Source organism: Acidobacteriota bacterium (assembly GCA_018001935.1).
GTDB lineage: Bacteria > Acidobacteriota > JAAYUB01 > JAAYUB01 > JAAYUB01 > JAGNHB01.
In genome coordinates, this window is sequence record JAGNHB010000005.1 from 117,690 (window position 1) to 131,265 (window position 13,576).

General features: G+C 69.3%; 8 protein-coding genes. 6 read left to right on the forward strand and 2 right to left on the reverse strand.

Annotated features, from left to right (window positions below):
• The first annotated feature begins 14 nt into the window (after nt 1-14).
• The 4 genes from gcvPB (at nt 15) to KA419_03650 (ending at nt 7,722) form a co-directional block, all read left to right on the forward strand.
• Nucleotides 15-1,493 carry an aminomethyl-transferring glycine dehydrogenase subunit GcvPB gene (gene gcvPB, locus KA419_03635; GenBank protein MBP7865018.1) on the forward strand — a complete coding sequence of 493 codons (1,479 nt, stop codon included), beginning with the start codon at nt 15-17 and terminating at the stop codon, nt 1,491-1,493.
• A 713-nt stretch (nt 1,494-2,206) separates the two neighbouring features.
• Entirely contained in the window at nt 2,207-5,932 is a 3,726-nt protein-coding gene (locus KA419_03640) for a PAS domain S-box protein (GenBank protein ID MBP7865019.1), read from the forward strand.
• Entirely contained in the window at nt 5,898-7,295 is a 1,398-nt protein-coding gene (locus tag KA419_03645; GenBank protein ID MBP7865020.1) for a sigma-54-dependent Fis family transcriptional regulator, read from the forward strand. The genes KA419_03640 and KA419_03645 overlap by 35 nt, the downstream gene beginning before the upstream one ends.
• Nucleotides 7,296-7,443: 148 nt before the next feature.
• Entirely contained in the window at nt 7,444-7,722 is a 279-nt protein-coding gene (locus KA419_03650; GenBank protein ID MBP7865021.1) for a hypothetical protein, read from the forward strand.
• Here KA419_03650 and KA419_03655 read toward each other — a convergent pair.
• A complete protein-coding gene (locus KA419_03655; protein ID MBP7865022.1) occupies nt 7,695-8,648 on the reverse strand; it encodes a TraB/GumN family protein in 954 nt (317 codons plus the stop codon). The genes KA419_03650 and KA419_03655 overlap by 28 nt on opposite strands.
• A gap of 193 nt (nt 8,649-8,841) precedes the next feature.
• The gene (locus KA419_03660; protein ID MBP7865023.1) at nt 8,842-12,213 is read right to left on the reverse strand and encodes a PD40 domain-containing protein; all 3,372 of its coding nucleotides are present in this window, start codon (nt 12,211-12,213) and stop codon (nt 8,842-8,844) included.
• Nucleotides 12,214-12,293: 80 nt separating this feature from the next.
• Between KA419_03660 and KA419_03665 the strand changes: the two genes are divergently transcribed.
• Both KA419_03665 and KA419_03670 read left to right on the forward strand, forming a co-directional pair.
• Nucleotides 12,294-12,506 carry a hypothetical protein gene (locus KA419_03665; GenBank protein ID MBP7865024.1) on the forward strand — a complete coding sequence of 71 codons (213 nt, stop codon included), beginning with the start codon at nt 12,294-12,296 and terminating at the stop codon, nt 12,504-12,506.
• A 382-nt stretch (nt 12,507-12,888) separates the two neighbouring features.
• Nucleotides 12,889-13,557, forward strand: a complete 669-nt coding sequence (locus KA419_03670; protein ID MBP7865025.1) for a hypothetical protein — start codon at nt 12,889-12,891, stop codon at nt 13,555-13,557.
• Nucleotides 13,558-13,576: the final 19 nt, after the last annotated feature.

Genomic DNA, 13,576 nt, shown 5'->3' on the forward strand with positions numbered 1-13,576 from the left:
GGGAGGAAGCGGCCATGACCCAACGCGTACGAAAAACCATTTCCATCGACGAACCGTTGCTGTTCGAGAAGCCGGGCGCGCGCGAGAGCAGCCTCCGCCTTCCCGCCCTGGACGTTCCGCCGGCCAGCGCCGTTCCGGAGGGCCTCCGCCGGGGCGACATCCCCCACTTCCCCGAACTGGGCGAGGTGGACGTGGTCCGTCACTTCACCCGCCTCTCCACCTGGAACTACCACGTGGACCTCGGCCTCTACCCGCTGGGGTCCTGCACCATGAAGTACAACCCGAAGCTGAACGAGAAGGTGGCCCGCATCGCCAGCCTGGCGGAGGCGCACCCCCTCCAGCTTCACGAGAACACCCAGGGGAGCCTGCAGCTCATGAAGGAGCTGGAGGAGGCCCTGCTGGCCGCCACCGGCATGGACGGCGTGACGCTGCAGCCGTCCGCGGGCGCCCACGGCGAACTGACGGGGATGATGCTCATCCGGGCCGCCCTGACCCGCCGCGGCAACCCCCGGAAGAAGGTCCTGATCCCCGACTCGGCCCACGGCACCAACCCTGCCAGCGCGGTGCTGTGCGCCTACGAGACCGTCACCCTCAAGTCCAACGCCAAGGGGTGCGTGGACCTCGAGGAACTCAAGGCCCACCTGGACGCCGACGTCGCCTGCCTGATGGTCACCAACCCCAACACCCTGGGGGTTTTCGAAGAGAACATCCGGGAGATCGCCCGGCTCCTCCACGACAACGGGTCCTTCCTCTACATGGACGGCGCCAACTTCAACGCCTTCCTGGGCGTCGCCCGGCCGGGGGACATGGGCGTGGACGTGATGCACATCAACCTCCACAAGACCTTCTCCACGCCCCACGGCGGCGGCGGCCCGGGCGCCGGGCCCGTGGTGGTGGTCCGGGAGCTGGTGCCCTTCCTGCCGGTGCCCGTGATCTCGGCTCACGGCGACGGAAGCCTCTTCCTCGACTATCAGCGCCCCGACACCATCGGGAAGGTGTCCGCGTTCTACGGGAACTACGGCGTGCTGATCCGGGCCCTGGCCTACATCCTGCGCCTGGGTTCGGACGGTCTCCGAGGCGTGGCCGAGAACGCGGTGCTCAACGCCAACTACCTCCGGCACCGCCTCCGGGACGTGCTCAGCCTCCCTTACGACCAGCCGACCCTCCACGAGGTGATCTTCAACGACCAGAAGCAGTCGGCGAAGGGCGTCACCACCATGGACATCGCCAAGCGGCTGCTGGATAAAGGTTTCCACCCGCCCACGGTCTACTTCCCCCTGATCGTCCACGGGGCGTTCATGGTGGAGCCCACCGAGACCGAGCCGCGGGAGGAACTGGACGCCTTCATCGCCGCCGTGAAGGCCGTCGCCCGGGAAGCGGAGGAGGACCCCGAGGGCCTGCACGCGGCCCCCCGGGACGTCCGCAACACCCGTTTCGACGAGACCCAGGCGGCGCGCAAGCCCGTCCTCACCTGGATGCAGGCCGGAAAATAGGGCTGCCCGGACTTTTTCCAACGACAACGCGGGGGCTCCCACCCCCGCGTTTTTTTATCTTACCCTGGCCTGGCGGAAACCGGGGGGCTGGGTGAGGAAGGCTGCGGGTTGAAGGCCCGGTGGCGGCTTTCCCCCCGCCGGGGCTCCCTCGGGCGGTGGCCGGAAAGGACGAAAGGACCAGAAGGACCAAAAGGACCAAAGGGACGGCCGGGGGAGACAAGGCGGAGACAAACAGGGGACAAAGGGAGCATCGGCGGGGGGGGCGCCGCGCGTCGCAGGCAGACCTGCCTGGCTTTGCGCTTCCCGTCACCCCAAGCCCCCGTTGCCGAAGCACCCCGCCTGCCGAAGCACCCCGCCTGCCGAAGCACCCCGTCTGCCTAAGCCCCTGTCGGCCCAAGCCCCCGTCGGCCCACGCACCCCATCTGCCGAAGCCCCCATCGGCCCAAGCTCCCCGTCGGCCCACGCACCCTTCGACCCTTCGGCTTCGTCGGCCGCGCAGGCCCCGTCGGCCTCGCCGGTTTCGTCTGTCCCTTTGGTCCTTTTGGTCCTTTCGTCCCTTCGCACCCCCGTGTTCCCGCATGCCGAAACCGAGTGGTTTGCGCGGGGCCGCGCCGCAGTCCGCGGGGCAGCCGAAAAAGCGCTTGCCAATTGACCGGCAGCTTCCTATGATGGTCGTCAGGACCCGGGAATTCCGAGGAGGATGGAACCAACGCATGCTCTGCCGTTTTCGATGGACGCTCGTGATGCTGTTCTCGCTGGGGGTGTTGCCCCGGGGCATCGCGGCACACATCCCCGGCATCGACATCGTCTCCGGTTCCCCCCTGGTCCGGTTGTGGTCCACCGAGCAGGGGCTGCCCAACAACTCCGTCATCGACCTCTGCCTCTCCCGGGACGGGTCTCTGTGGCTCGCCACCCTCGAGGGCCTGGCGCGGTTCGACGGCAGCGAGTTCGAGGTGTTCAACGAGACCACGTCCCCCGGGATGAACACGAGCCGCCTCCTGAGTGTGGTGGAGAGCCGCAACGGCGATCTCTGGGCGGGGAGCGAGGCGTCCGGGCTGCTGCACCTCCGGGGGGGGCGGTGGACCCGGTACGACCATCGGACGGGGCTCCCCGGGAACCGTATCCGGGACCTCTGCGAGGACGCGCGGGGGACCCTCTGGGTCGCCACCGACCGCGGACTGGCCCGGGGCGGGACCGCCGGCTTCCGGCCTGTCGCCCTCCCGGCCCCGTGGGGCCGCCAGGAGGTGCTCCGGTTGAGCCCGGACCCGCGCGGGTGGCTCTGGGTCAGCTTCCTGAACGGGGTGGACCCCGTGGCCGTGGACATGGAGGGACGGGTCCTGAGGGGGCCGTCGGCCCAGTTGTCGGGTTACGACGCCTGCATCGTCCAGGCCGACGCCCGGGGGTACCTGTGGCTGGGCTGCTGGACCGACGGGCTCTGGAAGCTGGACGCCCGAGGACTGGAGAAGCCGGTTCACGTCATCGAGAAGAAGAACGTCCGGTCCCTGGCCTGTGACCCGGACGGGGTCGTGTGGGTCGGAAGCGACCCGGAACTCTACCGGGTCACGGCGGAGGGGGCGGCCGAGAAAATCCTCACCACCGGCGGTGACGGCCGGTTCCTCTCGCTGCTGGCCGACGCGGACCACAACCTCTGGGTCGGTTTCGAGCGAGTCGGGCTGCTGCGGGTGGGGCGCCCCCTGGTCCGGATGCACGCCACGGGGCTCGGCGGGGACGGCGAGATCATCCTGTCCCTGGCGGACGACCACCAGGGCGGGGTTTACGTGGGGACCAACGGCGGCGGCCCGGTCCGCTGGCAAGACGGGCGGTTCGCCCGGATCACGGCCGAGGTCCCCCAGGCGTCGTGGGAAAGGGAACCGGTCGAGGGGGCGCACGGGGCCCGCCCCCCCGGTACCATCCCCTTGCAGTACGTCTGGGCCGTCCTGTGCGACCGCCGGGGCCGGATGTGGATGGGGACGGAACGCTACGGTCTCTGGCGGAAGGAGGGCGAGGGGTTCATTTCGCTCCGGGGCGGGCCGGACCGGCACCCGTTGACGGTCCGCTGCCTGATGGAGGACCGGGCCGGGAACGTGTGGGCGGGCGACCAATCGGGGACCCTGACCCGTTTCGACCCCCGGGATGCCGCCCGGACGTTCGGCCCCGCCGACGGCCTGCCGGGGACCGCCGTCATCAGCCTCCTGGAAGGACGCGACGGCACGATCTGGGTGGGCACCATCGACCGGGGGGCCTACCGGATCAAAGACGGCCGGATCCGGGCCGCAGGCGATCACCCCGCCCTGGCGGGCGCCGACGTCCGCGTGTTCCGGGAGTACCCCGACGGGACCCTGCTGGTGGGGACCTACGGCCGGGGCCTCTTCGTGATCTCGGGCGGACGGACCGTCCGCCTGTCCAGCCGGGAGGGCTTCCCCACCGACATCGTGTCCTCGCTCCTCTCGGGCGGCGGGTGGCTCTGGATGGGGACCAACCGGGGCATCTACGCCGTTCGGGAGCCGGACCTGCTTGCGTTCGCCCTCGACCCCGGCCGTGAACTGTGGGCGGTCCGGATCGATCGCGAGGAGGGGCTCGTCCCGGAGGAGACCAACGGCGGAAGCCAGCCGGCCGCCCTCCGGCTCCCTGACGGTCGGCTCCTGTTCCCCACCATCCGGGGGATCGCCGAAATCAACCCGGGGGATTTCGAGCCCGACCTGAACCCCCCGGCGGTCCGGATCCGGAAGGTCCGGGTGAACGACCGTCCCGTGCCGACGAACGCCCCGATCCAGCTGGGGGCCGGTTCCCACAACCTCGCCTTCGAATTCGGCGCGGTCTGCCTCGTCGGGGGGGACAAGGTCCGTTACCGTTATCGCCTGGAAGGGTACGACACCGGCTGGTCGCGGCCCGACCCTCATCGCAGCGTCCAGTACACCGGCATACCGCCCGGGGAGTACACCTTCCGGGTGACCGCCTGCAACAGCGACGGGGTGTGGAACCCCGGCGGCGTCTCGGTGCGGGTTTCCATCGCCCCCCACTTCTACCGGACGCCCTGGTTCATCGTCCTGGCCGTGGTGGTGCTGGCGTTGGCCGTCTTCGGGGTATTCCGCTGGCGGACCCTCGCCATCCGGCGGCGGGCCCGGGGCCTGTCCCGCATGGTGGACCTCCGGACGGCGGACCTCCGGCGCGAGGTGGAGGAGCGAAAGACCGCGGAAGCCGCTCTTCGGGAAAGCGAGGCGATGTTCCGCAGCCTGGCCGAGGAGTCCCTGGTGGGGGTGTTCATCCACCAGAAGGGCAAGGTCGTCTACCTGAACACCCAGATGGCCCAGATCATCGGCCGGGACCGCGCGGAGCTGGTGGGCCGCGACCCCCTGCTGGAGAACGTCGATGCGGCGGACCGGGAGCGGCTGACGGAGAAACTGGCCCGCCTGGCGAGCGGGGAACTCCGCGCCGCGCACTTCCAGTTCGGGGCGAAACGGGCCCTCGACCGGCAGGGCTATTTCGAGGCCTACATGGCGGGCATCGTCTTCCACGGCGAACCGGCGGTCCTCGGTTCGCTGATCGACATCACCGAGCGCCGGCTCTCGGAAACGGCCCTGGCCGACAAGACCCGCCAGCTGGAGGAACTCACCGTGTACCTGGAGCAGCGGGTCCAGGAGGAGATCTCCCGGCGGACCCAGCAGGAACGGATTCTGCTCAAGCAGTCCAAGCTCGCCGCCATGGGGGAGATGCTCGGGGCCATTGCCCACCAGTGGCGCCAGCCCCTGTCCACCCTGGCGATGATCGTGCAGAACATCCGCAAGGCCAGCGAGACAGGCCGCTTGAGCGACGCCTTCGTCGATCGCTCCGTCAGCGAGGCCATGACGCAGTGCAACTTCATGTCGCGAACCATCGAGGACTTCCGGAATTTCCTCAAGCCGGCGAAGGACAAGCGCGTCTTCGACGCCGCGGCCGTCGCCCGGGATGCCCTCTCCATGCTGGAGCCCCAGCTGAGCGCGCACCACATCGGGGTGGTCGTGTCGGTCGACGAGACGCGGCCCCCCCGGGTCCTCGGAGAGCCCAACGAGCTCAAGCAGGCCCTGCTCACCCTGCTGATGAACGCCCGGGATTCCGTCAACCTCCGGCGGGTCGTCGAAGGGCCCGACGCCGAGGGAACGATCGCCGTGACCCTCGTCAGCGGCCCGGAGTCGGTATCCATCGCGGTGACGGACACGGGGACCGGGATGACGCCCGAGGTCCTCGAGGGGCTGTTCCAGCCCTACTTTTCCACCAAGGACGAGCACAGCGGGACCGGCATCGGCCTGTACCTGGCCCGGACCATCGTGGAGATCGGCCTGGGCGGGAGCCTGACGGCCGTCAACGGGGAAAAGGGGGCCGTTTTCACCATCACCCTGCCCGCACAGCGGGAAAGCGAGGTATACGATGACCCGGAAAACCGGGAGCAACCCCTATCGTGACGTGACGGTCCTCTACGCTGAGGACGAACCGAACCTCCGCACCGTCACGGCCGAGTTCCTGGGGTTCACCTTCGACACGGTCTGGACCGCCTCGAACGGTCGGGACGCCTTCGCCCTCTTCCAAAACCACCGGCCGGACCTCGTGGTCACCGACATCCGAATGCCCGGCATGGACGGGCTGGCGCTGTCTCGGGCGGTGAAGAAGGAGTCGCCGGACACGCCCATCATCATCATGACCGCCTTCTCGGAGCCCCGTTACCTGATCGAGGCCATCGACATCGGGGTGGACGGCTTCATCTCGAAACCACCGGACTCCGGCCGGTTCCAGGAGACGCTGGAACGCTGCGCGCGGCCGCTCCTCCGGCAGAAGGAACTCCAGGCCGCCAACCGGAACCTGATGGCCTCCCTCCAGGAGTCCTACGGCAGTTCTCCCGCCACCGCCGAGATGCTCGACGCCGTGGTGCGCGTCGCGGCCACCGACTTCTCCGTGGTGTTGTCGGGGGAGACGGGGAGCGGGAAGACCCGCTTGGCCCGGACCCTTCACGACCTCAGCCCCCGGCGGGGAGGCCCGTTTCACCGCGTCGACCTCGGGAGCATCCCCGAGACGCTGGTGGAGAGCGAACTCTTCGGGCACCGGCGCGGGGCTTTCACCGGGGCGGAGCGGAACCACACGGGCTTCTTCGAGCAGGCCCGGGGAGGGACCCTGCTCCTCGACGAGCTGGAGAACCTGACCCCCGCCGTCCAGGGGAAGCTGCTCGCCTGTGTCGAGAACCGGAGGATCCAGCCCCTGGGGGCCGAGAAGCCCGTGGAGATCGACGTCCGGGTCATGGCGGCCACCAACCGCGACATCCGCGGCGAGCTGGCGTCCGGCCGCCTGCGGGAGGACCTCTACTACCGGCTCTGCGAGTTCGAGATCCACGTCCCGGCCCTGCGGGACCGGCCCGGGGACATCCCGTTCTTTGCCGAACGCTTCGCGGCGGAGGCCGGGGACGAGCTGGGCCTGGGGGTGACGGGCTTCACCCCGGAGGCCATGGCCCGGCTGGCGGCCCACACGTGGCCGGGCAACATCCGGGAACTCCGGAACGTGGTGCGCCGCGCGGTCCTTTCGGCCCGGGGCCCCCTGATCGATCAGGCCGACCTCCCCCCGGCGGCGGGGGGGAAGCCGGAACACCTCCGCCCGGGCGGGGCGCCCGCGGGGGCGGCCGGGGACCTTCCCACGGTCAGGCTCGCGGAACTGGAGAACCTGGCGATCCGGCAGGCCCTGCGCGAGACCGGGGGGAGGCAGATGAAGGCGGCGGCGATGCTGGGCATCGAGTACCCCCGGTTCAAGCGGAAGATGAAAAAGTACGGCCTCGAGGGGTGAATAAAACGGAGATCGACAAAAGGGAGACCCCCTTCGCCCCGGGAACGGGCGCTCACGCGTAAACCTGGGTTTACCGGTGAATCGGCCCCCGGATTTGTGGCAGCGCGATTGCATTACCTGGGCAACTGCTGCAAAGACCGGAGGGAGGATGCTGAGCTTCGACTTCGAACAGACTTCAACCCGCGGGACCCTGATCATCCCCGCCCCGGTGATCCCGGACGACCTGGAGGAGTTCCGCCGGGTCCTCCTTCACGCCGTCACCCGGTGTGAGCACCTGACGGTTTTCCTGGAATCGCCGGAGGGGCTCCCCCCGGAAGCCCGGGACCTGCTCACCGCGTGCCGGCGCCAGATGGCCCTTGTCGGCAAGGGCCTCGTCGTCCGGCAGCGGGCGGCGGACCTTCAGGGTTTGGCCGCGGTTTCCTGCTGAACGGGCGCGGCCGCCCGCGTCACCTTGAACCCTTTCCGGCGCAACAGCTCGGCCACGCCCTTCTCCCCGAGCAGGTGCGCGCCCCCGACCCCGACGAAGAACGACTGTCCCGGCTTGTCCTTCAGCATCTTCGCGATCCGGTCGGCCATCCGCTCGTTGCGGTCGTCGATGAGCAGCTTCCAGAGCTTCCGGTTGAGGGGGTCCTTCAGGTCGTAGGACTCGTTGAGCACCGCGAAGAGCTTGGCCTCCTCCCCGGTGAGGTAGGCTTCCAGGATGATGTCCAGGGGGGATTTCCCCTCCTTCCAGTACTTTTCCGTCACCTCGGCCGAACTTCGCAGCATGGCGATCTGCTCTTCCGTGGAGAGGGACTCGAAAATCCCGATCTGCTCCTCGAGGGTCTCGATGCCGCCGCGTTCCTTGCCGGCCTTGCCCGCCTGGTCGAAGAGGACCATGTCCAGCGGTTTCTTGGCGACGAAATCCATGAGGTGGTCCAGCATCACCAGCTGGGTCGCGATCACCCAGATCTTGAAGCGGCCCATGGCGGAGAAAGGAACGCCCTTGGAATTGAACATCCCCTCCACTTTCTGGTAGAGGTCGGCCGGCAGCAGGTCCTTGAGGGTTTTCCCGTCCGGCAGAAAGCTCTTCTCGAGGATTTTCGCCTGCAGGTCGGCGTCGGCGGGGATCTCGATGTAGACCGCGTCCGCCTTGTCGAGGGCCGCCTGGACCTGGGGGCAGAGGCGGGTCACCTTCTCGTCCGTCACGTGGATCGTCCCGAAAACCCAGGAGGGTTTGAGGCCCTCGGCCTCGACGGTCCAGAGGAAGGGGGCCGGCCCGAGGGCCGCCGTCTCGGCCCGGAGGACGGGCAGGAAGGCGAGCGGGAGCAGGGAAAGGATGAGCGGGCGAAGAATGCAGCGGACGTTTCGCATGACGATCCTCCAGGGGAGACGTAAGAGTGGGGAACGGCGACCGGGGGGCAGCCCGTCGTTCGACAATAGCCGGGCCCAAGAGTAGCACAGACCGGGCGGAACCGCAAAGCATCGGAAAGCGCTGACCCGTCTGACTCGTCTGACAGGTCTGACTTGTCTGACAGGTCTGACTCGTCTGACCCATCAGCCCCGTCTAGCGCCTCACCCTCACCGGGTAGGCCGGGCGCTTGGGCGGGGCGGGCGGGGCGGGCGGGAGCTGCTTCTTCACCCACTCGATGGCCGCCTCCAGCTGGGGATCGCGCCCCTGCTCGACGGCCGCGGGAAGCTGCTCCACCTCGATGTCGGGCGGGACGCCCTCGTTCTCCACCACCCAGCCCTGTTCGGGTGTCCAGATGGCCAGGTTGGGGGCGGTGACGTAGCCGCCGTCCATGAGGACGGGAAAGCCCAGGATGCCCACCAACCCGCCCCAGGTGCGGCGGCCGAACAGGGGGCCCATCTTGAGCTTGTGGAACATCCAGGGGAGGAAGTCCCCCCCCGAGCCGGCCGTCTCGTCGATGATCATGGCCTTGGGCCCCTGGATGGCCGCCTGGGGGGTCGGCAGGTCGGCGCCGTACCGCATGGCCCACCAGGCCAGGGGCGGGCGCCGGAGGTGGTCGATGTAGTAGTCGGCGAAGCTCCCCCCCCCGTTGAACCGGTCGTCCAGGATGATGGCCTCCTTCTGGGCCTGGGGGAAGAAGTAGCGCTTGAAGAAGGTGTGTCCCAGGGTGGAGGTGTCCGGGACGTAGACGTAGGCGACCCGGCCGTCGGTGGCCTGGTGCACCTTGCGGACGTTCCCCTCCACCCAGTCACGGTTGCGGAGGGCGGCGTCGGTGGAGACGGGCGCCACCTTCACCGTTCGCGAGCCCTGGCCCGAGGGGTCCGGGCCGACGGTGATCTCCACGGTCTTGCCGGCGGTGTTTTCGAAGCGGGCGAAGAGGTTGTCGGGGGGGACGAGGTCCTTCCCGTTGACGGCCAGGAGGTACTCGCCCGCCTTCACGTCCACGCCCGGCTCGGTGAGGGGGGAGCGAAGGTCCGGGTTCCAGTTGAGGCCGCCGTAGACCTTCCGGAAACGGTAGCGCCCGTCGGAGACCTCGTAATCCGCCCCGAGCAGCCCGCCGGGGACGGTCTCGACACTGCCGGGGATGTCGCCGCCGCCGACGCGGTGGTGGCCGACGGCCAGCTCGGAGCACATCCACTGGAGGACGCGGTTGAGGTCCTCCCGGGTGGACAGGTGCGGGAGGAAGGGGGCGTACTTCTCCCGGATGGCCGGCCAGTCGGCGCCGTGGAAGTTGGGAGCGTAGAAGTAGTCCCGGTTGATGCGCCAGGCCTCGTCGAAAATCTGCCGCCACTCGGCCCGGGGCTCCACCTTGACCTGCACGCCGTCGAGGCTCATCCCGCCCTTGCCGGGGTCGATCCGGCCCCGGGCGTCGGCGACGATCCAGCCCTGTGGCTGGCGGATCAGGAGCTTCTTGCCGTCCGGCGTGGCCCGGAAGTCGATGACCCGTTCCAGGAGGGTCTCCTCCTCCCGCTTGTCCAGGTCGTAGCGGCACAGGGTCATCTCCCGCGGGCCGGCGCCCCGCCCGGTCCCTTCCGCCTGCTTCAGGTAAAACAGCTTCCCGGGTTCGCCGGCGGTGGGGCGGGCGAAGAGCGCACCCCGGACGGGGAGCGGGAGGATGCGCTGGTCGAGGCCCTCGAAATCCACCGTGACGGCCGCCGGCGACTCGGCGGTCTTCTCCGCGCCCTTCGGCTTCCCGGCCGCCGCGGCGTCGGCGGGGGCGGCGGGCCGGTCGGGACCGCCCGGGGCCCCGTCCGCCGGGGGGGCATCCGCCTTTCGGGCCTCCTCGTCTTTTTTGACCGGCCCGGGCTTGCCTTTTTCCTCGTCGCTCTGACGGGCCAGGGGCGAGGGGACATCCCGGGGCAGCACCGCGAGGTAGACGGCGTTGGTCATCCGCGTGTCGGTGTTGGACAGGGCGAACCAGTCGCGGATGGGCCCGGCGTCGGTGGACGCCAGCATGTAGAGGTACTTGCCCGAGGCGTCGAACACCGGCTCGCCCACGTCCGCCAGGCTGTCGGTGAGCGGGGTGGACGTGTCCCCGGACAGGGAGTAGAGGTAAACCTGCTGGAAGTTCGAGACGGCGTTGCGGGTGTAGGCGATCCACGCGGAGTCGGGCGACCAGTTGAAGCTGAGGGTGGGGGCCGGCCCGTAGAGGACCTCGGAGGAGATCTTTCGGACGGCGCCCTTGTCCAGGTCCAGCCAGTACAGGGACAGCGCGTTGTCGGTCCAGGCGAGTTTTCGCCCGTCCGGCGCCCACTTCAGGTTGTCGTAGAACCCGGCGCCGCCGGGTTTGTAGACCACGGTCCCGCCCTTCCCGTCCTGGGGGGCGACATGGAGGGCATACTCCCCGCCGGCGTCCGAAAACCAGGCGATCCGGTTCCCGTCCGGCGACCAGGCGGGTCCGCGCTCGTTCACGCCGGGGGTCTGGGTCAGGTTCCGCGGGTCCCCCTTCTCGGCGGGGACCGTGACGATCTCCCCCCGGAACTCGAAGACGGCCCGTGCGCCCGAGGGGGAGACGTCCCAGTCCCGGACCCACTTGGCCCCCTTCGCCCAGCGCGGCCGCGTTTCGGGGAGGTCCGCCGGCACCCCGACCTTCAGCCGCCGCGCCGTGCGGGCGGCGGGGTCATAAAGGTGCAGGTAACCGGCCTGCTCGTAGAGGATGACGCCGCCCCCGGCCGACGCCGAGACGACCGGGAAGTCCGCGTGGGCGGTGAGCTGCTCGACGTTCTTCGAGCGGGTGTCGTAGACGAAGAGGTTGAACTCGCCGTTCCGGTCGGAGAGGAAGTAGACCCGGTCGCCCGCCCACATGGGGTCCGTGTCGTTGCAGCGCCCCTCGGGTTGGGGCACCTGGACGACGCCGCGGGTCTTCAGGTCGTAGAGCCAGATGCGGGAGGTAGTCCCGCCCCGGTAGTTCTTCCACTGGCGGAAGGCCTCGTAGAGCGGGAGGTAGGCGATGCGGCCCCCGTCGGGGGAAAAGGTGGCCTTGAAGGCGTGGGGGACGGGCACACGCTGCGGCATGCCGCCGTCCAGGGAAACCGTCAGCAGGTGCATGTGCCGGCGGGTGAACACGTCCCGCGACGAGGTGAAGAGCACGGCCTTCCCGTCGGGCGAGAAGCCCTGGACGATGTCCTCGGCGGGGTGCCAGGTCAGCCGGCGGGGTTCGCCGCCCTCCACCGGGACCGTGTAGACGTCGGTGTTCCCCTCGTATCGCCCGGAGAAAGCGAGGAGGGCGCCGTCGGGGGAGAACCGGGGGTGGGACTCGTCGCCGAGGCCCGAAGTCAGGCGCCGGACGTTGCCGCCGTCGCGGTCGGCGACCCACAGGTCGCCCGCGTAGACGAAGGCGAGGTGCCGGACGCTCACCGCCGGCTGAGACAGCAGGACGGTGTCCCGCACGTCCGCGGCGGGGCAGGGCGCGGCCGCCGCGAGGATGCCGGCCAGGGTCAACAGAAAGGTCCCGAGGGTGTTTCGCATGGTTTCCTCCCGCAAAAAACCTGTTTACGTTTCAACCGGGGCCCGGGTTCGAGATTTATGGCAGAAGGCCGCAGGGCTGTATGCCCGGCTCCATCCCTGCCGTTATCCATGCCTGCATCGGCATCGCTATCGGTATCGGTATCGCTATCGGTATCGCTATCGGTATCGCTATCGATATCGCCATCGGTATCGCCATCGGCATCGCTATCGTTGCCAGTATCGCCTTCGGCTTCGGCAAAGGCGTCGCCTGCCTTGCGGAGTGCGGCGCGAAGGCGGCCGGAGCGCCGCTTTGACCGCGCCGCGCAGGCCGCCGGAGCGGCGCGGCCCCAACAAGGCCCATGCATCCTCCGAAACCTGAAACCCAGGGGCTGTAAGGGGCAAAAGGACCAAAAGGACAGTCAAAGCCGACGGGGGCGGCCCCCGACCTCCGCTCTGCGTTCGTGAGAGGGACGAACTGGCAACTTGGTGAGGAAGACGCAGCTCCGGTCGGAAACCACGGAACTCGGACGGGGAAGAGGCGGCCCCGCGAAAGTCGGTTTCCGGGGCCGAAGCAGGACGTCTCCCCCGGTTTCCGTCGCGTGGGAGGGGAAATGCCGGTTCCCGGTGAAAATGTCGTGAATAATCCGGGACCGCCGGGTAAAATGGAAGCGCGGATCTTGAACGGGAGGAACAGTCATGAAGGATTCACTGATCCGGTCTGCGACGTCGGGACGTGCCGGAGGGGTGCTCGCCCTGGCGGCCCTGCTCGCCCTGGCGCTGCCGGGGCTCCGGGCGGGGACGCCACCGGACGGGACGACGGCCCCCGCGAACACGAACGCCATCCAGGGCGTCCGCGCCCTCTACCGCGCCGTCGAGGACGGCGTCGCCCAGGGCGCCTTCCGCGAGGCCCGGTTCGAGCTGGGGGGCGGCCAGAACCCCGCGGGGTACGTCGTCCACTACCTTGGGGGGACCGAGGCGGATTTCGAGAAGGACCCCTACGCCGCGCCCTTCCACCTGCGGCGGTTGGTCCTCCGCAAGGTGCTTCCCGCCGTGGGGGACGCCGTCGCGCGCTTCTACTTCGCGGAGGACGGGTCGGTGGCCTTCGTCCACACCACGGGGACCGACCTCTGCGGGGGCGTCGCCTTCGACCTGGCGCCGCCCTCGGAAATGCGGGCTTACTTCCGCCAGGGGAAGCTGGTGCGCCTGGTCCTGGGCAACATCCCGTCCGTGGAAACACCGGAGATGACCATCGACCTGCCCGGCTGCCCGACCCCCGATCTGCGGCAGAAGGCGGAGAAGACCGGGCAGGTCCTGCTGCGCAAGGCGGAGGAACTCCGCCAGGCCCTCGCCGCCCTCGCGAGGTAGGGCGGGCCCGCCGTCCGCG

Coding starts and splice junctions, on each gene's coding strand:
- KA419_03665 (MBP7865024.1), top strand. CDS start 12,294: ATGCCCGGCTCCATCCCTGCCGTTATCCATGCCTGCATCGGCATCGCT.
- KA419_03645 (MBP7865020.1), top strand. CDS start 5,898: ATGACCCGGAAAACCGGGAGCAACCCCTATCGTGACGTGACGGTCCTC.
- gcvPB (MBP7865018.1), top strand. CDS start 15: ATGACCCAACGCGTACGAAAAACCATTTCCATCGACGAACCGTTGCTG.
- KA419_03660 (MBP7865023.1), bottom strand. CDS start 12,213: ATGCGAAACACCCTCGGGACCTTTCTGTTGACCCTGGCCGGCATCCTC.
- KA419_03640 (MBP7865019.1), top strand. CDS start 2,207: ATGCTCTGCCGTTTTCGATGGACGCTCGTGATGCTGTTCTCGCTGGGG.
- KA419_03650 (MBP7865021.1), top strand. CDS start 7,444: ATGCTGAGCTTCGACTTCGAACAGACTTCAACCCGCGGGACCCTGATC.
- KA419_03670 (MBP7865025.1), top strand. CDS start 12,889: ATGAAGGATTCACTGATCCGGTCTGCGACGTCGGGACGTGCCGGAGGG.
- KA419_03655 (MBP7865022.1), bottom strand. CDS start 8,648: ATGCGAAACGTCCGCTGCATTCTTCGCCCGCTCATCCTTTCCCTGCTC.